The organism is Streptomyces sp. NBC_00597 (assembly GCF_041431095.1).
In the GTDB taxonomy this organism is placed as follows: Bacteria; Actinomycetota; Actinomycetes; order Streptomycetales; family Streptomycetaceae; genus Streptomyces.
Genome location: NZ_CP107757.1, coordinates 4,518,263 through 4,543,245 on the forward strand (window position 1 = coordinate 4,518,263; position 24,983 = coordinate 4,543,245).

General features: G+C 64.3%; 12 protein-coding genes, 6 rRNA genes and 1 pseudogene. 4 read left to right on the top strand and 15 right to left on the bottom strand.

Going from position 1 to position 24,983, the window contains the following annotated elements; translation table 11 throughout:
* Nucleotides 1-15: 15 nt before the first annotated feature.
* Nucleotides 16-1,434 (top strand): ATP-binding protein, encoded by a 1,419-nt coding sequence (locus OG974_RS20295; protein ID WP_327284111.1) that lies wholly within the window; start codon nucleotides 16-18, stop codon nucleotides 1,432-1,434.
* On the top strand, nucleotides 1,431-3,059 hold the full coding sequence (locus tag OG974_RS20300; protein WP_371643975.1) for a type VI secretion protein: 1,629 nt from the start codon (nucleotides 1,431-1,433) through the stop codon (nucleotides 3,057-3,059). Before OG974_RS20295 ends, OG974_RS20300 begins: the two co-directional genes overlap by 4 nt.
* Nucleotides 3,060-3,069: 10 nt before the next feature.
* Here the strand turns inward: OG974_RS20300 and OG974_RS20305 are convergent, their stop codons facing one another.
* Complete coding sequence (locus OG974_RS20305) at nucleotides 3,070-3,624, bottom strand: GNAT family N-acetyltransferase (RefSeq protein WP_328763130.1); 555 nt, start codon at nucleotides 3,622-3,624, stop codon at nucleotides 3,070-3,072.
* A 39-nt stretch (nucleotides 3,625-3,663) separates the two neighbouring features.
* On the opposite strand from OG974_RS20305, the gene OG974_RS20310 reads away from it, so the two are divergent.
* Nucleotides 3,664-4,485, top strand: coding sequence for a DUF3626 domain-containing protein (locus tag OG974_RS20310; RefSeq protein WP_328763131.1), 822 nt, complete (start codon nucleotides 3,664-3,666; stop codon nucleotides 4,483-4,485).
* Between the two features lie 50 nt (nucleotides 4,486-4,535).
* Here OG974_RS20310 and rrf (OG974_RS20315) read toward each other — a convergent pair.
* The 12 genes and pseudogenes from rrf (OG974_RS20315) to OG974_RS20370 all read right to left on the bottom strand — a co-directional run bounded on the left by rrf (OG974_RS20315) (nucleotide 4,536) and on the right by OG974_RS20370 (nucleotide 20,110).
* Nucleotides 4,536-4,652: ribosomal RNA gene (rrf, locus tag OG974_RS20315) — 5S ribosomal RNA — on the bottom strand.
* A 77-nt stretch (nucleotides 4,653-4,729) separates the two neighbouring features.
* Nucleotides 4,730-7,852 (bottom strand): 23S ribosomal RNA (locus tag OG974_RS20320).
* 282 nt (nucleotides 7,853-8,134) lie between these two features.
* Nucleotides 8,135-9,659: ribosomal RNA gene (locus OG974_RS20325) — 16S ribosomal RNA — on the bottom strand.
* Together the 16S, 23S and 5S rRNA genes form the textbook arrangement of a ribosomal RNA operon.
* Before the next feature lie 1,469 nt (nucleotides 9,660-11,128).
* Nucleotides 11,129-11,518, bottom strand: a pseudogene (locus OG974_RS20330) (IS630 family transposase); the annotation flags it as partial.
* 69 nt (nucleotides 11,519-11,587) lie between these two features.
* A complete protein-coding gene (locus tag OG974_RS20335) occupies nucleotides 11,588-11,866 on the bottom strand; it encodes a transposase (RefSeq protein WP_371643977.1) in 279 nt (92 codons plus the stop codon).
* 131 nt (nucleotides 11,867-11,997) lie between these two features.
* Nucleotides 11,998-12,231 carry a hypothetical protein gene (locus OG974_RS20340; protein ID WP_371643979.1) on the bottom strand — a complete coding sequence of 78 codons (234 nt, stop codon included), beginning with the start codon at nucleotides 12,229-12,231 and terminating at the stop codon, nucleotides 11,998-12,000.
* Nucleotides 12,232-13,142: 911 nt separating this feature from the next.
* On the bottom strand, nucleotides 13,143-13,412 hold the full coding sequence (locus tag OG974_RS20345) for a hypothetical protein (RefSeq protein ID WP_327284116.1): 270 nt from the start codon (nucleotides 13,410-13,412) through the stop codon (nucleotides 13,143-13,145).
* A gap of 17 nt (nucleotides 13,413-13,429) precedes the next feature.
* The gene (locus tag OG974_RS20350; protein ID WP_327284117.1) at nucleotides 13,430-13,786 is read right to left on the bottom strand and encodes a DUF6247 family protein; all 357 of its coding nucleotides are present in this window, start codon (nucleotides 13,784-13,786) and stop codon (nucleotides 13,430-13,432) included.
* A 107-nt stretch (nucleotides 13,787-13,893) separates the two neighbouring features.
* Nucleotides 13,894-14,010, bottom strand: a 5S ribosomal RNA gene (gene rrf / locus OG974_RS20355).
* A 77-nt stretch (nucleotides 14,011-14,087) separates the two neighbouring features.
* A 23S ribosomal RNA gene (locus tag OG974_RS20360) occupies nucleotides 14,088-17,210 on the bottom strand.
* Nucleotides 17,211-17,492: 282 nt separating this feature from the next.
* Nucleotides 17,493-19,017 (bottom strand): 16S ribosomal RNA (locus tag OG974_RS20365).
* A gap of 556 nt (nucleotides 19,018-19,573) precedes the next feature.
* Nucleotides 19,574-20,110, bottom strand: coding sequence for a MarR family winged helix-turn-helix transcriptional regulator (locus tag OG974_RS20370; RefSeq protein ID WP_134073164.1), 537 nt, complete (start codon nucleotides 20,108-20,110; stop codon nucleotides 19,574-19,576).
* Nucleotides 20,111-20,223: 113 nt separating this feature from the next.
* Between OG974_RS20370 and OG974_RS20375 the strand changes: the two genes are divergently transcribed.
* A complete protein-coding gene (locus tag OG974_RS20375) occupies nucleotides 20,224-21,516 on the top strand; it encodes an MFS transporter (protein WP_328763134.1) in 1,293 nt (430 codons plus the stop codon).
* A gap of 70 nt (nucleotides 21,517-21,586) precedes the next feature.
* Here the strand turns inward: OG974_RS20375 and OG974_RS20380 are convergent, their stop codons facing one another.
* Together OG974_RS20380 and OG974_RS20385 are read right to left on the bottom strand one after the other, a co-directional pair.
* Nucleotides 21,587-23,335 carry an ATP-binding SpoIIE family protein phosphatase gene (locus OG974_RS20380; RefSeq protein ID WP_327285703.1) on the bottom strand — a complete coding sequence of 583 codons (1,749 nt, stop codon included), beginning with the start codon at nucleotides 23,333-23,335 and terminating at the stop codon, nucleotides 21,587-21,589.
* Nucleotides 23,336-23,503: 168 nt separating this feature from the next.
* A complete protein-coding gene (locus tag OG974_RS20385; protein WP_327284119.1) occupies nucleotides 23,504-24,922 on the bottom strand; it encodes an NAD(P)/FAD-dependent oxidoreductase in 1,419 nt (472 codons plus the stop codon).
* Nucleotides 24,923-24,983: the final 61 nt, after the last annotated feature.

Below are 24,983 nucleotides of genomic sequence, written 5' to 3' on the forward strand. Positions count from 1 at the left end.
AGGGAAGTGCCGCCCATGCGAGATCCCATGTCCGCTCTGACGGACGCCTTCACCAGCTTCCTGTTCGGCAAGGTCGAAACCACGCGCCTGCCCGTACGCACCTCCACCGGGCAGGCGCAGGCCGTCTACCTGCCCACCGCCGCCCCCGGGCTCGGCGACTCCGGCGTCATCATCGGCCGCGAGGTCTACAGCGGCAAGGGCTACATCTACGACCCGTTCCAGCTGTACGGCCAGCAGCTCCCGGCCCCGCACTGGTTGGTCCTCGGCGAGTCCGGCAACGGCAAGTCGGCCCTGGAGAAGACGTACGTACTGCGCCAGCTCCGCTTCCGCGACCGCCAGGTCGTCGTCCTCGACGCCCAGGGCGAGGACGGTGTCGGCGAGTGGAACCTCATCGCCCAGCAGCTGGGGATAACCCCCATCCGCCTGGATCCCATCGCCGCCAACGACGACGGGATCCGCCTCAACCCCCTCGACCCGGCGATCACGACGACCGGCCAGCTCGCGCTGCTCCGGACCATCATCGAAGTCGCCATGGGCCACGGCCTCGACGAGCGCTCCGGCTTCGCGCTCAAGGTCGCGCACGCGTACGTCGTCGACACCATCCGCGACCGCCAGCCGGTGCTGACCGACATCGTGGAGCAATTGCGCCACCCGGAGCCCGAGTCCGCCCACGCGATGAACGTCGACATAGACGATGTCCGGGCCTGGGGCCTCGACGTGGCGCTGGTCATCGACCGCCTCGTCGACGGCGACCTGCGGGGCATGTTCGACGGCCCCACGACCGTCGGCATCGACCTCGACGCCCCGCTGATCGTCTTCGACCTCTCCCACATCGACCGCAACTCCATCGCCATGCCGATCCTGATGGCGATCGTCGGCGTGTGGCTGGAACACACCTGGATCCGCCCGGACCGCAAGAAGCGCATCTTCCTGGTCGAAGAGGCCTGGCACATCATCAACAGCCCCTTCGTGGCCCAGCTGTTCCAGCGCCTCCTGAAGTTCGGCCGCCGCCTGGGCCTGTCCTTCGTCGCCGTCGTCCACCACCTCTCGGACGTCGTCGACGGAGCGGCGGCCCGCGAGGCCGCGGCCATCCTCAAGATGGCCTCGACCCGCACGATCTACGCCCAGAAGGCGGACGAGGCCAGGGCGACGGGCCGGGTCCTCGGTCTGCCCCGCTGGGCCGTGGAGATCATCCCGACCCTGACTCCGGGCATCGCCGTCTGGGACGTCAACGGCAACGTCCAGGTGGTCAAACACCTGATCACCGAGGCGGAACGGCCCCTCGTCTACACCGACCGTGCGATGACCGAGTCCTCCGCCGCCCACCAGCTCCCGGACGACTTGCTGGCCGCCGAGATCGAAGCGGAGGAGAGGGCCCTCCTCATGGAACGCCACCGCAACGGCGGCCCGGGCTCGGCGACCACGGTGGCATGACCGTGCACGAGAGCGACCCCAGACGCCAGGGCGGCATCCCGGACGGAGTCCTCGTCGGCCTCCTGGCCTTCCTCCTCGGCCTGGCGGCCCTGGTCTGGACGTCGACGGGCCTGGCCGCCCTCTTCGCCAAGGGATCCTGGCCGGCCACGGTGACCTTCACCCGCACCCCGGGGGCGGTCCGCGCCCTGATAACTCAACCGCACGACGTCACGGGAGCCTGGCCGGACACGGACCCGGCGGCCCTCTCGGGCTGGGGCCTGTTCTGGGGCCTGTTCATCAGCCAACTCCTGGTCCTGTTCGTCCTGACGGTCTTCGTGATGGGCGTGATCGCCCGCACCAAATCCCGCCGCAAATCCCCCCACCCACCAGCCATCCCAGCCGCTCCAGCCCCGCCGGCGTTTGAGGCGCGGGCGTCCGGGGCGGGAGCCCCCGGCGGCTCCCGCCCGGCACCGCCCACCCCGAACCCGGCAACGCTGCCCTACCCGACCTCGGAAGCGGCAGCCCCCCTGCCCATCCCAGCCCCGCCGGCGTTTGAGGCGCGGGGCTCCGGGGACGAAGCCCCCGGCAGCTCCCGCCCGGCACCGCCCACCCCGAACCCGGCAACGCTGCCCTACCCGACCTCGGAGACGGCAGCCCCCCTGCCCACCCCAGCCCCGCCGGCGTTTGAGGCGCGGGGCTCCGGGGACGAAGCCCCCGGCGGCCCCGGCCGGATGGCGTACGGCAGCCCCGCCCTACGCCACCCCCTGGCCGCCCAAGCCCTGGCGGCAGCAGAAGGTCCGGCCCTCGTCCTCACTTCCTCCCCCGCCCTCTGGGCGGAGACGAAGGACGCCCGCGCCAAACTCGGCCCGGTCCTCCTCTACGACCCCTCGCACCTGTGCGACACCCCGGCCCGCATGCACTGGAACCCCGCCGACGCCTGCGCCGACCGCGACACCGCCGCCGCCCGCGCGATCGCGCTCCTGGCCCCCGTACGCCCGCAGGCCCGGATGGACGCCGCCATCGCCGACACGGCGGAAACGCTCCTGCGCAGCTGGCTCCAGGCCGCCGCCCTCGACGGCCGCCCGTTCAAACAGCTGCACCGCTGGGCCCAGGGCAACAGCGCCCAGGACCCGGTACGCATCCTCCGTACGCACCGCCACGCCGCCCCCGGCGCCGCCGGCGAGCTGGAGAGCGCCCTCACCGCCCACCCCGAACGCCGCGAACAGGCCCAGTACCTGACGGCCCGTGCCCTGTCGTGCCTGACGTCGATCCACATCCGTGAGGCCTGCAACCCGAACCGAACAGATGCACTGACGTTGGCTTCGTTCGTGACGGAAGGGGGCACCCTCTACGTGGTGGGCGAACCGCTGGAGGACCCCCGCACCCACCCGGGTGCGATGCCCCTGCTGACCGCACTCACCGCGAGCGTGGTCGAGCACGGCCGCCGCATGGCCGCACGGTCATCCCACGGCCGGCTCGACCCACCACTCACGCTGGTCCTGGAGGACGTCGCGGCCGTGGCCCCGATCCCCCAACTCCCGGAGCTCCTGCAGCAGGATTCCCTCCCGCTGCTCGCCCTGTGCCGCAGCCGCGAGCAGGCCCGCGCCCGCTGGCCCGAGGCGGCGTTCGAGCCCACCCACAGCTGAGCGGCGCGGACTACGGCCGCGGAAGCACGAGTTCGAGCTCCTTGGCATCCGGGTCGCTCGGTACCGGCAGGACCTGCCCGGTGGCCCGGAAACCGAAACGCCGGTAAAAGGCCCCGGCCCGCCCGTTGTCCTCGTGCACGAAGAGCCGTACTCGTTCCAGCGCCGGCCCTTCCAGCGACCAGGCCCAGTCCAGCGCGGCCTTGAAGAGGGCTTCGGTGAGTCCGATGCCCCGCTGTTCGGCCTGCACGTAGACACCCACCAGGTGTCCCTGGCTCTGCGCGACGGGCTGCTCGAAATAGTCGGTCGTCCCGCCCTCCTCGACCAGCACGGTCACCGACCCGACCCACTGCCCGTCGGGTGCTTCGGCCACGAACTGCCGCGCGTGCCGGCCCTGCGAGGCCCCCAGCGCCCGGTCCTGCCAGAACTCGTCCGACCTGGCCTCTGCCTGCGCCAGGGTTTCGAGGAAGGCCACCGGCGCGGCCGGGTCCTTGAGCGCGGCGATCCGCAGCTGTTTGACCTTCTCCCATTCGTCCGCACGCACCGGACGCATCACATGATCGTTCATGAGCCCGGATCCAATCACAGCCTGCTGCACACTGCATCCATGAATCCCCACACGCGGGCTCTGCGCCACGTCTCCGATCTCTCCTCGGGGCCCCCGCTGGACCCGGACCTCTCGGTGACGCTCAACTTCCATCCGGACCGCCTGTTCGGTGACGGCCACATCCTGACCGCCCTGGTCGAAGAGGGCGTGTACCGCTCCCAGTTCGTCACGGGAACCAGCAACGGAGGCCTCACCGCACATGCGGGTGGAGCACGCTGGCTCTGGGAAAGCCGCATCTTCGGTGGCGCCTACGACGATGCACCGGCCGAAACCCGCCCGGTGTACGGGGCCCTGAACTTCCGCCGCCGCCAGGTCGGGGCCGCGCCCCGCTTCGGCTCCGCGCACTTCCGTCTCACCGCGGACGCGTTGTCCCGGACGACGTTCTGCTACCCGGACAGCTACCTCGAACCGGAGTCCTTCGGCGTCGCCGACCGCATGTCCCTGATCGAGCTCGCGGAGGCCGACGACCAGGACGTCTTGGACGACTACATCGAGGCCCAGGTCCACGCCCCCGTCCGGATCGACCGCGATGTCGACGCGCTCGTACTCGACCCCAGCCATCGGGACACCGATGTCGAGGCGGCAGCGGAAAAGCTTCCCTGCGCGGTCGAATGGCACGCCGGTTTCCGTCTCACCGTCGACGAACTCCGACGGCACCCCGACTACCGGGGGCAGGCGTACGTCGACCTCGGTGAGGCGATCGCCGTCGCGGGTCTGCTGACCCCCCGCATCCTCGGCGCTGCGGCCCGCTCCGGCCGGTACGACGAACAGGCCCTCAAGCGGGTATGGCACTACCTGGCCCGTTTCGGACAGTGCCCCTGAAACGCAGAAAAGCCCCGCACCAGAAGGTGCGGGGCTTTCCCACAATGATTGTTCGGCGGCGTCCTACTCTCCCACAGGGTCCCCCCTGCAGTACCATCGGCGCTGAAAGGCTTAGCTTCCGGGTTCGGAATGTAACCGGGCGTTTCCCTAACGCTATGACCACCGAAACACTATGAAATTTGAACGCTGGCTAAAATCACAGCTGTTCGTTATTTCAGAACTAACACAGTGGACGCGAGCAACTGAGGACAAGCCCTCGGCCTATTAGTACCAGTCAGCTCCACCCGTTACCGGGCTTCCACATCTGGCCTATCAACCCAGTCGTCTACTGGGAGCCTTACCCTCTCAAGGAGGTGGGAATACTCATCTTGAAGCAGGCTTCCCGCTTAGATGCTTTCAGCGGTTATCCCTCCCGAACGTAGCCAACCAGCCATGCCCTTGGCAGGACAACTGGCACACCAGAGGTTCGTCCGTCCCGGTCCTCTCGTACTAGGGACAGCCCTTCTCAATATTCCTACGCGCACAGCGGATAGGGACCGAACTGTCTCACGACGTTCTAAACCCAGCTCGCGTACCGCTTTAATGGGCGAACAGCCCAACCCTTGGGACCGACTCCAGCCCCAGGATGCGACGAGCCGACATCGAGGTGCCAAACCATCCCGTCGATATGGACTCTTGGGGAAGATCAGCCTGTTATCCCCGGGGTACCTTTTATCCGTTGAGCGACGGCGCTTCCACAAGCCACCGCCGGATCACTAGTCCCGACTTTCGTCCCTGCTCGACCCGTCGGTCTCACAGTCAAGCTCCCTTGTGCACTTACACTCAACACCTGATTGCCAACCAGGCTGAGGGAACCTTTGGGCGCCTCCGTTACCCTTTGGGAGGCAACCGCCCCAGTTAAACTACCCATCAGACACTGTCCCTGATCCGGATCACGGACCGAGGTTAGACATCCAGCACGACCAGAGTGGTATTTCAACGGCGACTCCACAACCACTGGCGTGGCTGCTTCAAAGTCTCCCACCTATCCTACACAAGCCGAACCGAACACCAATATCAAACTGTAGTAAAGGTCCCGGGGTCTTTCCGTCCTGCTGCGCGAAACGAGCATCTTTACTCGTAGTGCAATTTCACCGGGCCTATGGTTGAGACAGTCGAGAAGTCGTTACGCCATTCGTGCAGGTCGGAACTTACCCGACAAGGAATTTCGCTACCTTAGGATGGTTATAGTTACCACCGCCGTTTACTGGCGCTTAAGTTCTCAGCTTCGCACACCCGAAAGTGCACTAACCGGTCCCCTTAACGTTCCAGCACCGGGCAGGCGTCAGTCCGTATACATCGCCTTACGGCTTCGCACGGACCTGTGTTTTTAGTAAACAGTCGCTTCTCGCTGGTCTCTGCGGCCACCCCCAGCTCACGGAGCAAGTCCGATCACCAGTGATGGCCCCCCTTCTCCCGAAGTTACGGGGGCATTTTGCCGAGTTCCTTAACCATAGTTCACCCGAACGCCTCGGTATTCTCTACCTGACCACCTGAGTCGGTTTAGGGTACGGGCCGCCATGAAACTCGCTAGAGGCTTTTCTCGACAGCATAGGATCATCCACTTCACCACAATCGGCTCGGCATCAGGTCTCAGCCTTAATGAGGGACGGATTTGCCTACCCCTCGGCCTACACCCTTACCCCGGGACAACCACCGCCCGGGCTGGACTACCTTCCTGCGTCACCCCATCGCTTACCTACTACAAGTCTGGTTCGTCGGCTCCACCACTTTCCTTTCCCCGAAGGGTCCGGAACGGCTTCACGGACTTAGCATCGCCTGATTCGATATTGGGCGTTTCAAAGCGGGTACCGGAATATCAACCGGTTGTCCATCGACTACGCCTGTCGGCCTCGCCTTAGGTCCCGACTTACCCTGGGCAGATCAGCTTGACCCAGGAACCCTTAGTCAATCGGCGCACACGTTTCTCACGTGTGTATCGCTACTCATGCCTGCATTCTCACTCGTGAACCGTCCACAACTAGCTTCCGCTGCTGCTTCACCCGGCACACGACGCTCCCCTACCCATCACAGCGGGCGTTGGCCCTATTGCTGCAATGACACGACTTCGGCGGTACGCTTGAGCCCCGCTACATTGTCGGCGCGGAATCACTTGACCAGTGAGCTATTACGCACTCTTTCAAGGGTGGCTGCTTCTAAGCCAACCTCCTGGTTGTCTCTGCGACTCCACATCCTTTCCCACTTAGCGTACGCTTAGGGGCCTTAGTCGATGCTCTGGGCTGTTTCCCTCTCGACCATGGAGCTTATCCCCCACAGTCTCACTGCCGTGCTCTCACTTACCGGCATTCGGAGTTTGGCTAAGGTCAGTAACCCGGTAGGGCCCATCGCCTATCCAGTGCTCTACCTCCGGCAAGAAACACACGACGCTGCACCTAAATGCATTTCGGGGAGAACCAGCTATCACGGAGTTTGATTGGCCTTTCACCCCTAACCACAGGTCATCCCCCAGGTTTTCAACCCTGGTGGGTTCGGTCCTCCACGAAGTCTTACCTCCGCTTCAACCTGCCCATGGCTAGATCACTCCGCTTCGGGTCTAGAGCGTGCAACTCAATCGCCCTATTCGGACTCGCTTTCGCTACGGCTTCCCCACACGGGTTAACCTCGCTACACACCGCTAACTCGCAGGCTCATTCTTCAAAAGGCACGCAGTCACGACTGTATGTGCAAGCACATACAGCGACGCTCCCACGGCTTGTAGGCACACGGTTTCAGGTACTATTTCACTCCGCTCCCGCGGTACTTTTCACCATTCCCTCACGGTACTATCCGCTATCGGTCACCAGGGAATATTTAGGCTTAGCGGGTGGTCCCGCCAGATTCACACGGGATTTCTCGGGCCCCGTGCTACTTGGGAGATTCTTAAGCAAGCCGCTGATGTTTCGTCTACGGGGGTCTTACCCTCTACGCCGGACCTTTCGCATGTCCTTCGACTACATCAACGGTTTCTGACTCGCCGACCGGCCGGCAGACCGATCAAAAGAATTCCCACAACCCCGCATGCGCAACCCCTGCCGGGTATCACACGCATACGGTTTGGCCTCATCCGGTTTCGCTCGCCACTACTCCCGGAATCACGGTTGTTTTCTCTTCCTGAGGGTACTGAGATGTTTCACTTCCCCTCGTTCCCTCCACACTGCCTATGTGTTCAGCAGTGGGTGACAGCCCATGACGACTGCCGGGTTTCCCCATTCGGACACCCCCGGATCAAAGCTCAGTTGGCAGCTCCCCGGGGCCTATCGCGGCCTCTCACGTCCTTCATCGGTTCCTGGTGCCAAGGCATCCACCGTGCGCCCTTAAAAACTTGGCCACAGATGCTCGCGTCCACTGTGTAGTTCTCAAACAACGACCAGCCACCCATCACCCCACCAGACAAGCTGGCGAGTTCACTGGGGCCGGCACTGAAGACATGACCTTACGGCCGTACCTTCAGGACCCAACAACGTGCCAAGCACGATCCCCTCCACTTCACTGTGTTCCACGCCGAAGCAGTACTTACAGAGAGTTTTGGAAACCGTGCCAACTAATCAACGTTCCACCCATGAGCTGACCGTGCAGAACGTTTGTCTGCAATCGGTACTGTGCTCCTTAGAAAGGAGGTGATCCAGCCGCACCTTCCGGTACGGCTACCTTGTTACGACTTCGTCCCAATCGCCAGTCCCACCTTCGACAGCTCCCTCCCTTACGGGTTGGGCCACCGGCTTCGGGTGTTACCGACTTTCGTGACGTGACGGGCGGTGTGTACAAGGCCCGGGAACGTATTCACCGCAGCAATGCTGATCTGCGATTACTAGCAACTCCGACTTCATGGGGTCGAGTTGCAGACCCCAATCCGAACTGAGACCGGCTTTTTGAGATTCGCTCCACCTCACGGTATCGCAGCTCATTGTACCGGCCATTGTAGCACGTGTGCAGCCCAAGACATAAGGGGCATGATGACTTGACGTCGTCCCCACCTTCCTCCGAGTTGACCCCGGCGGTCTCCTGTGAGTCCCCATCACCCCGAAGGGCATGCTGGCAACACAGGACAAGGGTTGCGCTCGTTGCGGGACTTAACCCAACATCTCACGACACGAGCTGACGACAGCCATGCACCACCTGTATACCGACCACAAGGGGGGCACTATCTCTAATGCTTTCCGGTATATGTCAAGCCTTGGTAAGGTTCTTCGCGTTGCGTCGAATTAAGCCACATGCTCCGCTGCTTGTGCGGGCCCCCGTCAATTCCTTTGAGTTTTAGCCTTGCGGCCGTACTCCCCAGGCGGGGAACTTAATGCGTTAGCTGCGGCACCGACGACGTGGAATGTCGCCAACACCTAGTTCCCAACGTTTACGGCGTGGACTACCAGGGTATCTAATCCTGTTCGCTCCCCACGCTTTCGCTCCTCAGCGTCAGTAATGGCCCAGAGATCCGCCTTCGCCACCGGTGTTCCTCCTGATATCTGCGCATTTCACCGCTACACCAGGAATTCCGATCTCCCCTACCACACTCTAGCTAGCCCGTATCGAATGCAGACCCGAGGTTAAGCCTCGGGCTTTCACATCCGACGTGACAAGCCGCCTACGAGCTCTTTACGCCCAATAATTCCGGACAACGCTTGCGCCCTACGTATTACCGCGGCTGCTGGCACGTAGTTAGCCGGCGCTTCTTCTGCAGGTACCGTCACTTTCGCTTCTTCCCTGCTGAAAGAGGTTTACAACCCGAAGGCCGTCATCCCTCACGCGGCGTCGCTGCATCAGGCTTTCGCCCATTGTGCAATATTCCCCACTGCTGCCTCCCGTAGGAGTCTGGGCCGTGTCTCAGTCCCAGTGTGGCCGGTCGCCCTCTCAGGCCGGCTACCCGTCGTCGCCTTGGTGGGCCATTACCCCACCAACAAGCTGATAGGCCGCGGGCTCATCCTTCACCGCCGGAGCTTTTAACCCCCACCCATGCAGGCAGGAGTATTATCCGGTATTAGACCCCGTTTCCAGGGCTTGTCCCAGAGTGAAGGGCAGATTGCCCACGTGTTACTCACCCGTTCGCCACTAATCCACCCCGAAGGGCTTCATCGTTCGACTTGCATGTGTTAAGCACGCCGCCAGCGTTCGTCCTGAGCCAGGATCAAACTCTCCATGAATGTTTACCCGTAATCGGGTGCACACGCACTTAGAGCGGGACGATCATGTCGGAATAAGACCGACCGTCCACTGCGTCCTCGCTGTGTTGTTGCCTGCCCCGAAAGACAGGACTTTTTCAAAGGAACCTCATCCACCGAAGTGGACGGGGTATCAACTTCTGGCGTTGATTTTTGGCACGCTGTTGAGTTCTCAAGGAACGGACGCTTCCTTTGTACTCACCCTCTCGGGCTTTCCTCCGGGCTTTCGTTCTTGCGTTTCCGACTCTATCAGACTCTTTCGTGTCCGATTCCCGGTCGAAGCGGGGTTCGCTTTCCAGGTCTTCGCTTTCGCGTTTCCCTTTCCGGCGAGTCCGACTCTATCAGAAGTTTTCCACCGGATTTCCCGGCTTCAGATTCCTGGATGAGGAGTCGAGTGCGTGCCCGAGGAATTCGATTCCGTGGGCACGCGAGGGGGGGTCTTGCGGTTGGCTGCCGAACTTGGTCGGTTCCAGGCAACCGTTCAACTCTACAACTGGCCCCCGGGGGTGTCAAAACGAGGGCAGCCCCAGGTCAGAGGGCTACGACCGCTGAGTTTTGGGGGCCACGGCGGCGAGCTCAACGGACGCGAGGGCGGCGACCTGGTGGGCATGGGCAAGCCCCGCGCTCGTACGCAGCCTGCTCGACGAGCTCCGCCCTCGCCGGGCCGCGCTCACCGGCATCGGAGCCTGCCTCCACGAGCTGGCGAACGAAGCCGGCTCCCGGAAGCAGGTCGCAACCCCCTGGGTGACCCACCCCTTCGTCCGAGCCACGTACCCCGCATGCGAAACCCCCTTCCTCCTCGCCGAGACCGTCACGGCTCAAGGCGATGCAGGCGTCGGCACCCTGCCAGCCGGGAGACGGTTCGCTCGACTACCCCCTCCGGTCAATGCGGTCCGCGGATTCCCCACTGGCGGAGCCAACGACACAGGTGCTCGTAGTGGTCCGCGTCCGTCGAGGATCACGCGGATGGTGGGCCCGGACGGCGGTGGAGTCCACCGATACGGTCCAGCCGATGTCTCGTCATCAGCGCCGTGCCCGTTCGGAGGCCCTGGGCAGCGCCTTGACGAAGTGCCCCGGCTGCTCCCGGCGCCGGACCCGGCCCGCAAGTCGGTCGACCCGCTCCGCTCGGGCCGCAGTCGGCGCCGTGTGCTGGTGGGCCCGAACGATCGTGGAGTCGATGGCGACGAGACAATCCACCTCCCGTTGGCCTGGGCGGCGGCCAGGAGCCGGTCGAAAGTGCCGTCGACGGCCCAACAGGCGACGCCACCGGCCACGGGCCCGGCCCACCAGCGGCAACAACGGCCCGATCACTGCCCACGCGGCATCAGACAACTCGGCATCCCTCACCACCACCCCAACGATCTGGTGATCGGAAACCCTCCTCCCTGTGCTGAGACCGGGAAGGTTCACCGCTATGGGAAGTGATGGATTTTCCGGTCCCGTTCGGGCCGTGGTGCCGCCGTCAGTTCAACGTTGAGTGCCAGCGATGAGAGCGTCGATCTCTTGCACAGCTCGACCTTGTTCTTGGCCGCCCACCGTTTCATCCGCCAGTTCGTATGGGCGGAGAGGTTGTCGAGGATAACGCCCTTGCGTCTGTGGTTGACGCCCCACATCTGGTCGTCCCCGACGGAGTAGCAGCCGTGGAAGTAGGTGATCCCGTGGGTGCGACGGAACGTTGCCGGCAGCCTGTCGGGGCGGCCTCGCTCGGCCCAGTAGGAGCCGGCGGTCGGGCGGATGCCCAGCGGGCCGAACTCGTCGAAGGCGAAGGTGCGGTCGGGCCGCTCGTTGATTGCGTACTCGATGCGGGCAAGTTCATCGAGCATGTCCGGGGCGAGCCGCCACTTGGGGCGATGGTGTTCGCCGTCGGGGATCCGGCAGGCCCACCCGCGGGCCTCGGCGTCCGGCCCGTCTCAGGCGGCGGGCAAGAACAGGCGCCAGGACAGCGGGCACGAGGCGGTGTCGGAGGCGGCGTGGACACTGACACCGATCCCGCAGTTACCCACCTTGCCCAGCGTGCCGGAGTACTGCCGAGCCACCCCCGGCGAGGAACGGCCGTCCTCAGGGAAACCTGTGTCGTCCGCGACCCACACCTCGGGCCGCACCGCAGCCACCGCCCGCCACGCCAGCATGGCCCGCAGATACAAGGCGCCTTTCTCACGCTGATCCCGCCGCACCAACGGCGCGAACACCCCAGAGGCGAACTCCTCCAACCGGACCCGACACGCCGCAAGTTCCCCAGCCCCCATGCCACCAGCGAACTACCGGACACCCACCGTGACAAGACCAGCTAGCAAAGCCCTACTAGGCAGCGTTTTGGCGATCACTTTTCGAGCCAGATGAGGGTGCTGGCGAGGGTGATCGCTGCCTGGTGGCGGTCGGGGTGCTTGTCGTAGCGGGTGGCGATGCCGCGCCACTGCTTGAGGCGGTGGAAGCAGTCGTTCGACGATGTTGCGGCGCCGGTAGACGGCCTGATCGAAGCGGCAGGCCGGTTCCCGGCGCAGGGCTTGGCCCGCGAGTTGGTCGGCCCGCTCCGGGATGGTCGCTTTGATCCCACGCCTGCGGAGGTAGGCGCGGAAGCCCCGGGACCAGTAGCCCTAAGTCGGCGAAGACCCGCTCGGGCCTCACACGAGGTCGTCCCGGCCCGCCGACGGCGACGCGGATGAGGCCGATGACGGGTCTCGGCCCAGGTGCAGCCGTTGCGGGTGCCCGCGGTCAGCACGAACGCCAGGGGCCGGCCGCGGCCGTCGCGGGCAAGGTGAATCTTGTTGGTCAGCCCACCGCGGGAACGTCCAAGAGGTCGTTCTTCGAGCCCCCTATGGCGGCGTATCGTCGTGGAGCCGATCGCGACCGGCCAAGCCACCGGCCACGGGCCCGGCCCACCGTCGGCAACAACGGTGCGATCACCGGCCACGCGGCATCAGACAACTCACGGCATCCCTCACCGCCACCCCAACGATCTGGTGATCGGAAACCCTCCCTAGGAACTAGAAGGGGGGCCAGTCCGAACCGGGGGGGGGAGGCGGGGGATTGATCCGCCTGCTGCCTCGCATCTCCAGCGGCCAACGCCGGTCGATGACGGCCGCGGCCTCCTTACAGGCCTGGCAGTCGTTGGACCATTCCGGCACCCAAGGGTGGGCGGAAGCCGACAGACCCCGCGGCTCCATGCCGCACAGGGCCGAACCGAAGCACCCGTAGCCATGGGTCACGTCCTCGGGCAACTCCGGTGATTCCGCCCGTTCCCAGCGCTGGTTCACCGGCGCGTACTGCGGTCGTGAGACCTCCAGCGGCATGTGCCCCAGCGCGGTCCATGCGCAGCACCAGGGACAGAACCACCGCTCCCTGACCCGCATGCTCCGTTCCGCCTGGGGTTCCGTCACCGGCACCCACCGCAGCTCATGGCCACACACGTCACAGGTCATGTGGTCTGTGCCCGATGACACCGCCGAGCGGAGCGGCGCTGGCGGGTCAGAGGTTCACGCGTTTGAGGTAGACGCGGTGGCGGTGGGGGATGGTCTGGTACCAGAGCATCAGGTGTTCGTCCTCGTACGTGCGCAACCGCATGGGGCTGGGATCCTCGTAGAGGCTGCCGTCCTTCGGGTCGATGGCCATCGACGCCAGGTCGACCAGCCCCTCCATGACGGCGGCGACGAGGCCTTGCTGCTCCGCCGGCATGTCGCCCAGCACCCACAGCCGGCTGGGGTCGCACTCCCACGCCCAGCCGCCGTCGTTCTCCACTGCTTCGCCCCGCGGGCTCACTGACCGATCTCGCGCTGGGCCTCGGCCAGGATGCGGCTGCTCGTCTCCATCGCTGCCTGGAACTGCTCTTCCGTGGCGGCCGGGTCGCCGGCGGTGGCCTCGGCCTGGAGGAGGGCCGCCGAGCGGGCCGGCCAGCGGTGGATGGCCACGTGGGTGGCCCACTTGATCAGGAAGAAGCGGAGCGGGTTGATGGCTCCCGTCTCGGCGGCTCGGTCGAACGCCGCATGGCACTCCCTGTCGAACTCGGCGAGGTGCGGCATGTCGATCCGGCGCACGGCGTCCCGCAGGGCTTCGCGCGTCATGGCCGGCTGGGGGATGAGCGGACCCACGTCTTCGAGGTGCTGTGCTGTCATCGTGCCTCCAGGGGAACGCTGGCCACGATACCGAGCGGGTCTGCCAAAAGCCCCCTGAACGCAGAAAAGCCCCGCACCAGAAGGTGCGGGGCTTTCCCACAATGATTGTTCGGCGGCGTCCTACTCTCCCACAGGGTCCCCCCTGCAGTACCATCGGCGCTGAAAGGCTTAGCTTCCGGGTTCGGAATGTAACCGGGCGTTTCCCTAACGCTATGACCACCGAAACACTATGAAATTTGAACGCTGGCTAAAATCACAGCTGTTCGTTATTTCAGAACTAACACAGTGGACGCGAGCAACTGAGGACAAGCCCTCGGCCTATTAGTACCAGTCAGCTCCACCCGTTACCGGGCTTCCACATCTGGCCTATCAACCCAGTCGTCTACTGGGAGCCTTACCCTCTCAAGGAGGTGGGAATACTCATCTTGAAGCAGGCTTCCCGCTTAGATGCTTTCAGCGGTTATCCCTCCCGAACGTAGCCAACCAGCCATGCCCTTGGCAGGACAACTGGCACACCAGAGGTTCGTCCGTCCCGGTCCTCTCGTACTAGGGACAGCCCTTCTCAATATTCCTACGCGCACAGCGGATAGGGACCGAACTGTCTCACGACGTTCTAAACCCAGCTCGCGTACCGCTTTAATGGGCGAACAGCCCAACCCTTGGGACCGACTCCAGCCCCAGGATGCGACGAGCCGACATCGAGGTGCCAAACCATCCCGTCGATATGGACTCTTGGGGAAGATCAGCCTGTTATCCCCGGGGTACCTTTTATCCGTTGAGCGACGGCGCTTCCACAAGCCACCGCCGGATCACTAGTCCCGACTTTCGTCCCTGCTCGACCCGTCGGTCTCACAGTCAAGCTCCCTTGTGCACTTACACTCAACACCTGATTGCCAACCAGGCTGAGGGAACCTTTGGGCGCCTCCGTTACCCTTTGGGAGGCAACCGCCCCAGTTAAACTACCCATCAGACACTGTCCCTGATCCGGATCACGGACCGAGGTTAGACATCCAGCACGACCAGAGTGGTATTTCAACGGCGACTCCACAACCACTGGCGTGGCTGCTTCAAAGTCTCCCACCTATCCTACACAAGCCGAACCGAACACCAATATCAAACTGTAGTAAAGGTCCCGGGGTCTTTCCGTCCTGCTGCGCGAAACGAGCATCTTTACTCGTAGTGCAATTTCACCGGGCCTATGGTTGAGACAGTCGAGAAGTCGTTACGCCATTCGTGCAGGTCGGAACTTACCCGACAAGGAATTTCGCTACCTTAGGATGGTTATAGTTACCACCGCCGTTTACTGGCGCTTAAGTTCTCAGCTTCGCACACCCGAAAGTGCACTAACCGGTCCCCTTAACGTTCCAGCACCGGGCAGGCGTCAGTCCGTATACATCGCCTTACGGCTTCGCACGGACCTGTGTTTTTAGTAAACAGTCGCTTCTCGCTGGTCTCTGCGGCCACCCCCAGCTCACGGAGCAAGTCCGATCACCAGTGATGGCCCCCCTTCTCCCGAAGTTACGGGGGCATTTTGCCGAGTTCCTTAACCATAGTTCACCCGAACGCCTCGGTATTCTCTACCTGACCACCTGAGTCGGTTTAGGGTACGGGCCGCCATGAAACTCGCTAGAGGCTTTTCTCGACAGCATAGGATCATCCACTTCACCACAATCGGCTCGGCATCAGGTCTCAGCCTTAATGAGGGACGGATTTGCCTACCCCTCGGCCTACACCCTTACCCCGGGACAACCACCGCCCGGGCTGGACTACCTTCCTGCGTCACCCCATCGCTTACCTACTACAAGTCTGGTTCGTCGGCTCCACCACTTTCCTTTCCCCGAAGGGTCCGGAACGGCTTCACGGACTTAGCATCGCCTGATTCGATATTGGGCGTTTCAAAGCGGGTACCGGAATATCAACCGGTTGTCCATCGACTACGCCTGTCGGCCTCGCCTTAGGTCCCGACTTACCCTGGGCAGATCAGCTTGACCCAGGAACCCTTAGTCAATCGGCGCACACGTTTCTCACGTGTGTATCGCTACTCATGCCTGCATTCTCACTCGTGAACCGTCCACAACTAGCTTCCGCTGCTGCTTCACCCGGCACACGACGCTCCCCTACCCATCACAGCGGGCGTTGGCCCTATTGCTGCAATGACACGACTTCGGCGGTACGCTTGAGCCCCGCTACATTGTCGGCGCGGAATCACTTGACCAGTGAGCTATTACGCACTCTTTCAAGGGTGGCTGCTTCTAAGCCAACCTCCTGGTTGTCTCTGCGACTCCACATCCTTTCCCACTTAGCGTACGCTTAGGGGCCTTAGTCGATGCTCTGGGCTGTTTCCCTCTCGACCATGGAGCTTATCCCCCACAGTCTCACTGCCGTGCTCTCACTTACCGGCATTCGGAGTTTGGCTAAGGTCAGTAACCCGGTAGGGCCCATCGCCTATCCAGTGCTCTACCTCCGGCAAGAAACACACGACGCTGCACCTAAATGCATTTCGGGGAGAACCAGCTATCACGGAGTTTGATTGGCCTTTCACCCCTAACCACAGGTCATCCCCCAGGTTTTCAACCCTGGTGGGTTCGGTCCTCCACGAAGTCTTACCTCCGCTTCAACCTGCCCATGGCTAGATCACTCCGCTTCGGGTCTAGAGCGTGCAACTCAATCGCCCTATTCGGACTCGCTTTCGCTACGGCTTCCCCACACGGGTTAACCTCGCTACACACCGCTAACTCGCAGGCTCATTCTTCAAAAGGCACGCAGTCACGACTGTATGTGCAAGCACATACAGCGACGCTCCCACGGCTTGTAGGCACACGGTTTCAGGTACTATTTCACTCCGCTCCCGCGGTACTTTTCACCATTCCCTCACGGTACTATCCGCTATCGGTCACCAGGGAATATTTAGGCTTAGCGGGTGGTCCCGCCAGATTCACACGGGATTTCTCGGGCCCCGTGCTACTTGGGAGATTCTTAAGCAAGCCGCTGATGTTTCGTCTACGGGGGTCTTACCCTCTACGCCGGACCTTTCGCATGTCCTTCGACTACATCAACGGTTTCTGACTCGCCGACCGGCCGGCAGACCGATCAAAAGAATTCCCACAACCCCGCATGCGCAACCCCTGCCGGGTATCACACGCATACGGTTTGGCCTCATCCGGTTTCGCTCGCCACTACTCCCGGAATCACGGTTGTTTTCTCTTCCTGAGGGTACTGAGATGTTTCACTTCCCCTCGTTCCCTCCACACTGCCTATGTGTTCAGCAGTGGGTGACAGCCCATGACGACTGCCGGGTTTCCCCATTCGGACACCCCCGGATCAAAGCTCAGTTGGCAGCTCCCCGGGGCCTATCGCGGCCTCTCACGTCCTTCATCGGTTCCTGGTGCCAAGGCATCCACCGTGCGCCCTTAAAAACTTGGCCACAGATGCTCGCGTCCACTGTGTAGTTCTCAAACAACGACCAGCCACCCATCACCCCACCAGACAAGCTGGCGAGTTCACTGGGGCCGGCACTGAAGACATGACCTTACGGCCGTACCTTCAGGACCCAACAACGTGCCAAGCACGATCCCCTCCACTTCACTGTGTTCCACGCCGAAGCAGTACTTACAGAGAGTTTTGGAAACCGTGCCAACTAATCAACGTTCCACCCATGAGCTGACCGTGCAGAACGTTTGTCTGCAATCGGTACTGTGCTCCTTAGAAAGGAGGTGATCCAGCCGCACCTTCCGGTACGGCTACCTTGTTACGACTTCGTCCCAATCGCCAGTCCCACCTTCGACAGCTCCCTCCCTTACGGGTTGGGCCACCGGCTTCGGGTGTTACCGACTTTCGTGACGTGACGGGCGGTGTGTACAAGGCCCGGGAACGTATTCACCGCAGCAATGCTGATCTGCGATTACTAGCAACTCCGACTTCATGGGGTCGAGTTGCAGACCCCAATCCGAACTGAGACCGGCTTTTTGAGATTCGCTCCACCTCACGGTATCGCAGCTCATTGTACCGGCCATTGTAGCACGTGTGCAGCCCAAGACATAAGGGGCATGATGACTTGACGTCGTCCCCACCTTCCTCCGAGTTGACCCCGGCGGTCTCCTGTGAGTCCCCATCACCCCGAAGGGCATGCTGGCAACACAGGACAAGGGTTGCGCTCGTTGCGGGACTTAACCCAACATCTCACGACACGAGCTGACGACAGCCATGCACCACCTGTATACCGACCACAAGGGGGGCACTATCTCTAATGCTTTCCGGTATATGTCAAGCCTTGGTAAGGTTCTTCGCGTTGCGTCGAATTAAGCCACATGCTCCGCTGCTTGTGCGGGCCCCCGTCAATTCCTTTGAGTTTTAGCCTTGCGGCCGTACTCCCCAGGCGGGGAACTTAATGCGTTAGCTGCGGCACCGACGACGTGGAATGTCGCCAACACCTAGTTCCCAACGTTTACGGCGTGGACTACCAGGGTATCTAATCCTGTTCGCTCCCCACGCTTTCGCTCCTCAGCGTCAGTAATGGCCCAGAGATCCGCCTTCGCCACCGGTGTTCCTCCTGATATCTGCGCATTTCACCGCTACACCAGGAATTCCGATCTCCCCTACCACACTCTAGCTAGCCCGTATCGAATGCAGACCCGAGGTTAAGCCTCGGGCTTTCACATCCGACGTGACAAGCCGCCTACGAGCTCTTTACGCCCAATAATTCCGGACAACGCTTGCGCCCTACGTATTACCGCGGCTGCTGGCACGTAGTTAGCCGGCGCTTCTTCTGCAGGTACCGTCACTTTCGCTTCTTCCCTGCTGAAAGAGGTTTACAACCCGAAGGCCGTCATCCCTCACGCGGCGTCGCTGCATCAGGCTTTCGCCCATTGTGCAATATTCCCCACTGCTGCCTCCCGTAGGAGTCTGGGCCGTGTCTCAGTCCCAGTGTGGCCGGTCGCCCTCTCAGGCCGGCTACCCGTCGTCGCCTTGGTGGGCCATTACCCCACCAACAAGCTGATAGGCCGCGGGCTCATCCTTCACCGCCGGAGCTTTTAACCCCCACCCATGCAGGCAGGAGTATTATCCGGTATTAGACCCCGTTTCCAGGGCTTGTCCCAGAGTGAAGGGCAGATTGCCCACGTGTTACTCACCCGTTCGCCACTAATCCACCCCGAAGGGCTTCATCGTTCGACTTGCATGTGTTAAGCACGCCGCCAGCGTTCGTCCTGAGCCAGGATCAAACTCTCCATGAATGTTTACCCGTAATCGGGTGCACACACACTTAGAGCGGGACGATCATGTCGGAATAAGACCGACCGTCCACTGCGTCCTCGCTGTGTTGTTGCCTGCCCCGAAAGACAGGACTTTTTCAAAGGAACCTCATCCACCGAAATGGACGGGGTATCAACTTCTGGCGTTGATTTTTGGCACGCTGTTGAGTTCTCAAGGAACGGACGCTTCCTTTGTACTCACCCTCTCGGGCTTTCCTCCGGGCTTTCGTTCTTCGTTCTTGCGTTTCCGACTCTATCAGATCCTTTCGGGCCTGACCCCCAGTCAGCGGGGTTTGTCTTCCGGGCTGTTGGGCCCTTCCGACTCCCAGAACTCTAGTGGATTTCCCGGCTGATTCATAATCGGCCTTCGGAAATTAATTCGGGCATGCCGAATGCGTTCCCGGTGGGAGATCGTGCTGAGTTGGATGCCGCAACGAGGCGGCGGGATCGTCGTCGCCAAAACCTTCCGGCTCTGGGACAACTCGAAGAACCTTACGGACCTGCGGGGGCGGTGTCAACTCCACAGCTCACGAGCTGGTCAGCTCCGCGACTGGAGGTCTTCCACGCGGTCCAGGAGTCGGGTGAGCATGTCGCCCAGCACGCCGCGTTCCGCCGTGGAGAGGTCCTGGAGGAGGTCCTCCTCGAAGACCGTGGCCGCGCGCATCGCGTCGAGCCACTTGCTGCGGCCTTCGTCCGTGAGTTCCACGATCACGCGGACCCGGTTGGACTCGTCCCGCTCGCGCGTCACCAGTCCCTCCGCCGTCATCCGGTCGATCCGGTGGGTCATCGCAGCCGGCGTGAGGCCCAGCTGCTTCGCGAGTTCGCTCGGGCCCATCCGGTACGGAGCTCCGGAGATGACGAGGGCCTTGAGGACCTCCCACTCCGCGTTGCTGATGCCCAGTGCGGCGGTCTGGCGTCCGTACGCGACGTTCATGCGGCGGTTCAGCCGGCTGAGCGCCGAGACCACCTTCTCGACCTGCGGATCGAGGTCCTGGAACTCGCGCTGATAGACGGCGATCTGCTCGTCGAGGCTCGGCTCGTGGACGGGCGCGGTGCCGTCGGGGGTGTCACCCATGCTTCGAAGTATCTCATGAGCCCGTTGGCGTCTAACTCCTTCGATGTGTAAAGTTAAGGATCGAAGTTTAGGTGTGAAGTCTTCGGACTTCAGTTCTCAAAGGCAGGTGAGAAGTGACCAAGGTGATGGGCGCTGCGCTGCGGCGGATCCAGGCCGGCAACGCGCTGACCGCGTTCGGCATCGGTTTCACGGTTCCGTTCCTCTACATCTACGTGGCGCAGGTGCGAGGTCTCGGTTCCATGGCGGCCACGAGCGCGTTCGTGGCCTTCGCCGTGAGTGCCCTGGTCGCGCTGCCCTTCACCGGTCGGGTCATCGACCGCCGGGGTCCCGTCCCCGTGGTCATCGGTGCGGCCGTCGCGGCCTCGGTCGGCGCCCTGTCGCTCGGGCTGTCCACCGGCATCGTGCCGATCCTGCTGTCCGCCCTGGCGCTCGGCGCCGGGCAGGCCGTCATGCAGCCCGCGCTGGCCACGATGATCGTGTGGTGCTCCACCCCGAGCACCCGGACGCGTGCCTTCGCCCTCCAGTTCTTCATGCAGAACCTGGGCCTGGGCATCGGCGGTCTCATCGGCGGCCAGATCGTCGACGAGAGCCGGCCCGCCAGCTTCACCCTGCTGTTCGGCATCGAGGCCGTGATGTTCCTGGTCCTGGCCGGGGTCATCCTCACCGTGCGGATGCCGCACGCCCCGAGCATCAAGGACGCCGTGCCGCGGGACGAGTCGCGGGCGGGCAGTGCCTGGAAGCGGCTGCTTGAGCACAGGGCCATGGTGAAGCTGCTGGTGCTGGGCTTCGTGATCTTCTTCGCCTGCTACGGGCAGTTCGAGTCGGGTCTCGCCGCCTTCGGTACCGAGGCCGCCGGGATCACCCCGTCCACCCTCGGTTTCGCGCTGGCCGCCAACACTGGTGCGATCGTCGTGGCGCAGTTCGTCGTGCTGAAGCTGGTCGAGAAGCGCCGCCGGTCCCGGGTGATCGCGCTGGTCGGCCTGATCTGGACCGTGGCGTGGGTCATCGCCGGGTTCTCGGGCCTGGGGCACGGCAGTGCGGTGATGGCCGCCGCGGCGTTCATCACGACGTACGCGCTCTTCGGCATCGGAGAGGCGATGCTGTCGCCAACGCTGGCGCCGCTGGTGGCCGACCTGGCGCCCGAGGGCTCGGTGGGCCAGTACAACTCGGCCTTCGCGCTGGTCAAGCAGATGGCACTGGCTCTCGGTCCACTGGGTGTGCCGCTGGGCGCGGGTGTGCCGATGCTGTACGTCGGGGTGTTCGTCGTGGTCTCGCTGGGGATCGCGGGGCTGGCGCTGCGGCTCGGCAAGCAGCTGAGCGCGGTGCAGGACAAGCCGTCGCTGCTGAAGGGCGACGTGGTGACGGTGGTCGTGCCGGCCGCCGAGCCGGAGCGCGTTCCCGCGTGATCAGCGGATGACGGACGTGCGGAAGGCCCGGTCCCTCGGGGGACCGGGCCTTCCGCACGTCCGGGCGCGGCTACTTGTCCGGCAGGGCGAACTCGCACCAGACGGCCTTGCCGCCTCCCGGGGTGCGGCGGGAGCCCCAGGAGGAGGCGATGGTCGCGATGATCGAGATGCCGCGGCCGGTCTCGTCGGCCGGTTCGGCGCGGCGGCGGCGCGGGAGGTGGTCGTCCCCGTCGGTGACTTCGATGATCAGGCGGCGGTTGGTGCGGCGCAGCCGTAGCCGCATGGGCGGGGTGCCGTGCTGGAGGGAGTTCGCGACGAGCTCGCTCGCGGCGAGGACGCCGAGGTCGCACAGTTCGACCGGGAAGCGCCAGGAGGCGAGTACTCCGGACGCGAAGGCGCGGGCGCGGGGGGCGGCCTCGACGCCACCGAGGAGCTCCAGGGCGGCGTTGTGGAAGAGCTCGGCGTCGGCTCCGGTGCGGCTCGGCTGCTGGAGGACCATGACGGCGACGTCGTCGTCGTGGTCGGCGTCCACGCCGAGGGCGCGCATCAGGCGGTCGCAGATGACGGCGGGGGTGCCCTGCGCGCCGGAGAGGGCGCGTTCGAGGGCGGCGACGCCCTCGTCGATGTCCTCGCCGCGGCGTTCGACCAGGCCGTCGGTGTAGAGGACGGCGGTGGAGCCGGGGCCCAGGGCGATGGTGCCCGAGGTGTGGAGCCAACCGCCGGTGCCGAGCGGCGGGCCGGTGGGGTCGGCTGCGCGGCGTACGGTGCCGTCCTCGTCGCGGACGAGGATCGGGAGGTGGCCGGCGGAGGCGTACGCGAGCAGGCCCTCGTTGGGGTCGTGGACGGCATAGACGCAGGTGGCGATCTGGCTGGCGTCGATCTCGGCGGCGAGGCCGTCGAGGAGCTGGAGCACCTCGTGCGGGGGCAGGTCGAGGCGGGCGTAGGCGCGGACGGCGGTGCGCAGCTGGCCCATGACGGCGGCGGCGCGCACGCCGCGGCCCATGACGTCGCCGATGACGAGGGCGGTGCGGCCGGCGCCGAGGGTGATGACGTCGTACCAGTCGCCGCCGACGGCGGCTTCGGTGCCGCCGGGCTGGTAGGTGGCGGCGATGCGGAGGTCGTCGGGCTGTTCCAGTTCCTGCGGGAGGAGGGAGCGCTGGAGGGTGACGGCGGCTTCGCGCTGACGGCGCTCGCTGGCGCGCAGCCGTTCGACGGCTTCGGCGTGGTCGGTGACATCGGCGAGGTGGATCAGGACCCCGGTGTGGTGGGGGTCGGCGTCACCGTCGGTGGGGGCCTTGGGGAATTCGACGGGGGTGCAGGTGACCGTGTACGAGCTGGTGCCGCCGGGGGCGGTGCGGTTCTTGGCGGTGCGGGGCTTGCCGCTGCGCTGGACCTGGTCGAGCAGCGGGAGGAGGCCGAGCTCGCCGAGTTCGGGGAGGGCGTCGTGGGCGGGTGCGCCGGTGGGGCGGGGGCCGAAGCCGGCGGTGTAGGCGTCGTTGACGTAGGCGACACGGTGTTCGGGGCCGTGGACGAGGGCGACGAGGGCGGGGAGCAGGCCGAGGACCTCCCGTACGGAGAGCTCGTCGGGGGAGGGCGCGGCGGCGGGGAGGCCGGTGCCCGGGCCCGCGCCGCTGCCCGTGCCGGAGACCGTGGGGTCCGCGGGGCTGTCGTCGGGTGCCGTGGCCGGGCGGGCGGCGGCACCGCGGGCTGCCGGGACGGCGCCCTCACCCCGCTTGGCCTGGGCGGCGGCGTGTTCGGACCGGGCGGCGGCGCGGCGCTGCGTTCCGGGAAAACGGGCGCTCCAGCGCGTGAAGTTCACTGCGTTCAAGCCTCGTGGTGTCGCAAGTGGTCGCTGTGCTTCTCGTGGTCGATCGCTGGCCTGTGTCGCTCGGCGGGGTGACGGTGGCAGCCACGGTGAATGTCACTGTGTGCAGGGGTGAGCCCACCTATGGTCACACGTCCAGTGTGGCCGACCGCACTGACAACGTCAGCCCTGGCTGTCCTTCGGGGGGTTGGGGGCGGGCGGGGGCGGGGGGTGCCTGTGGCCGTGTCCGGCGGCGAGTTCGAATTCTGCCCTGGGGTGTTCGAGGGAGCCGAGGGAGACGATCTCACGCTTGAAGAGGCCCGAGAGGGTCCATTCGGCAAGAACGCGCATTTTCCGATTGAAGGTGGGGATCCGGCTGAGGTGGTAGGAGCGGTGCATCAGCCAGGCGGGGTAGGCCTTGAGCTTGCGGCCGTAGATGTGGGCGACGCCCTTGTGGAGGCCGAGGGAGGCGACGGAGCCCGCGTATTTGTGGGCGTACTCGGTCAGGAGCTCGCCGCGCAGGGAGGCCAGCAGGTTGTCGGCGAGGACCTTGGCCTGGCGGACGGCGTGCTGCGCGTTGGGGGCGCATTCGCGGCCGGGCTCGTCGGCGGTGATGTCGGGGACGGCGGCGGCGTCGCCGGCGGCCCAGGCGTGTTCGACGCCGTCGACGGTGAGGAAGGCGGTGCAGGTGAGGCGGCCGCGTTCGTTGCGCGGGAGGTCGGAGGCGGCGAGGACCGGGTGCGGTTTGACGCCGGCGGTCCACACGACGGTGCGGGTGGGGAAGCGGGCGCCGTCGCTGAGGACGGCGACGCGGTTCTCGCAGGATTCGAGGCGGGTTTCCAGGCGGACGTCGATGCCCCGGCGGCGCAGTTCGCGGATCGTGTAGACGCCGAGTTCGGGGCCGACCTCGGGGAGGATGTGGTCGCTGGCCTCGACCAGCACCCACTTCATGTCCTCGGGTTTGACGTTGTGGTAGTACCGGGCCGCGTAGCGGGCCATGTCCTCCAGTTCGCCGAGGGCCTCGACGCCTGCGTAGCCGCCGCCGACGAAGACGAAGGTGAGGGCGGCGTCGCGGAGGGCGGGGTCGCGGGTGGAGGAGGCGATGTCCATCTGTTCGATGACGTGGTTGCGCAGGCCGATGGCCTCTTCCACGGTCTTGAACCCGATGGCGTAGTCGGCGAGTCCGGGGATGGGCAGGGCGCGGGAGACCGATCCGGGGGCGAGGACGAGTTCGTCGTACTCGATCTCCTGGGCGCCGGTGCCCTCGTCGGCGGTGGCGAGGGTGGTGACGGTCACGGTCCGCTTGGCGTGGTCGATGGTGCGTGCCTCGCCGATGACGATGCGGCATTTGCCGAGGACGCGGCGGAGCGGGACGACGACGTGGCGTGGGGAGATCGAGCCGGCGGCCGCCTCGGGGAGGAAGGGCTGGTACGTCATGTAGGGCTCGGGACTGACCACCGTGACCTCGGCTTCGCCGGCTCTGAGCTTTCGCTGGAGCCGGAGCGCCGTGTACATGCCGACGTAGCCCCCGCCGACGACGAGGATGCGCGTACGGGGCGGGGTACCGGGGTCCGTGCCCCGGGAGTTAGCAGCCTTCACCATCCCATGACGCAACGTGGCCGGGAGTTTGTCCACAGGCCTGACACATTGTGTGACTGGAGGG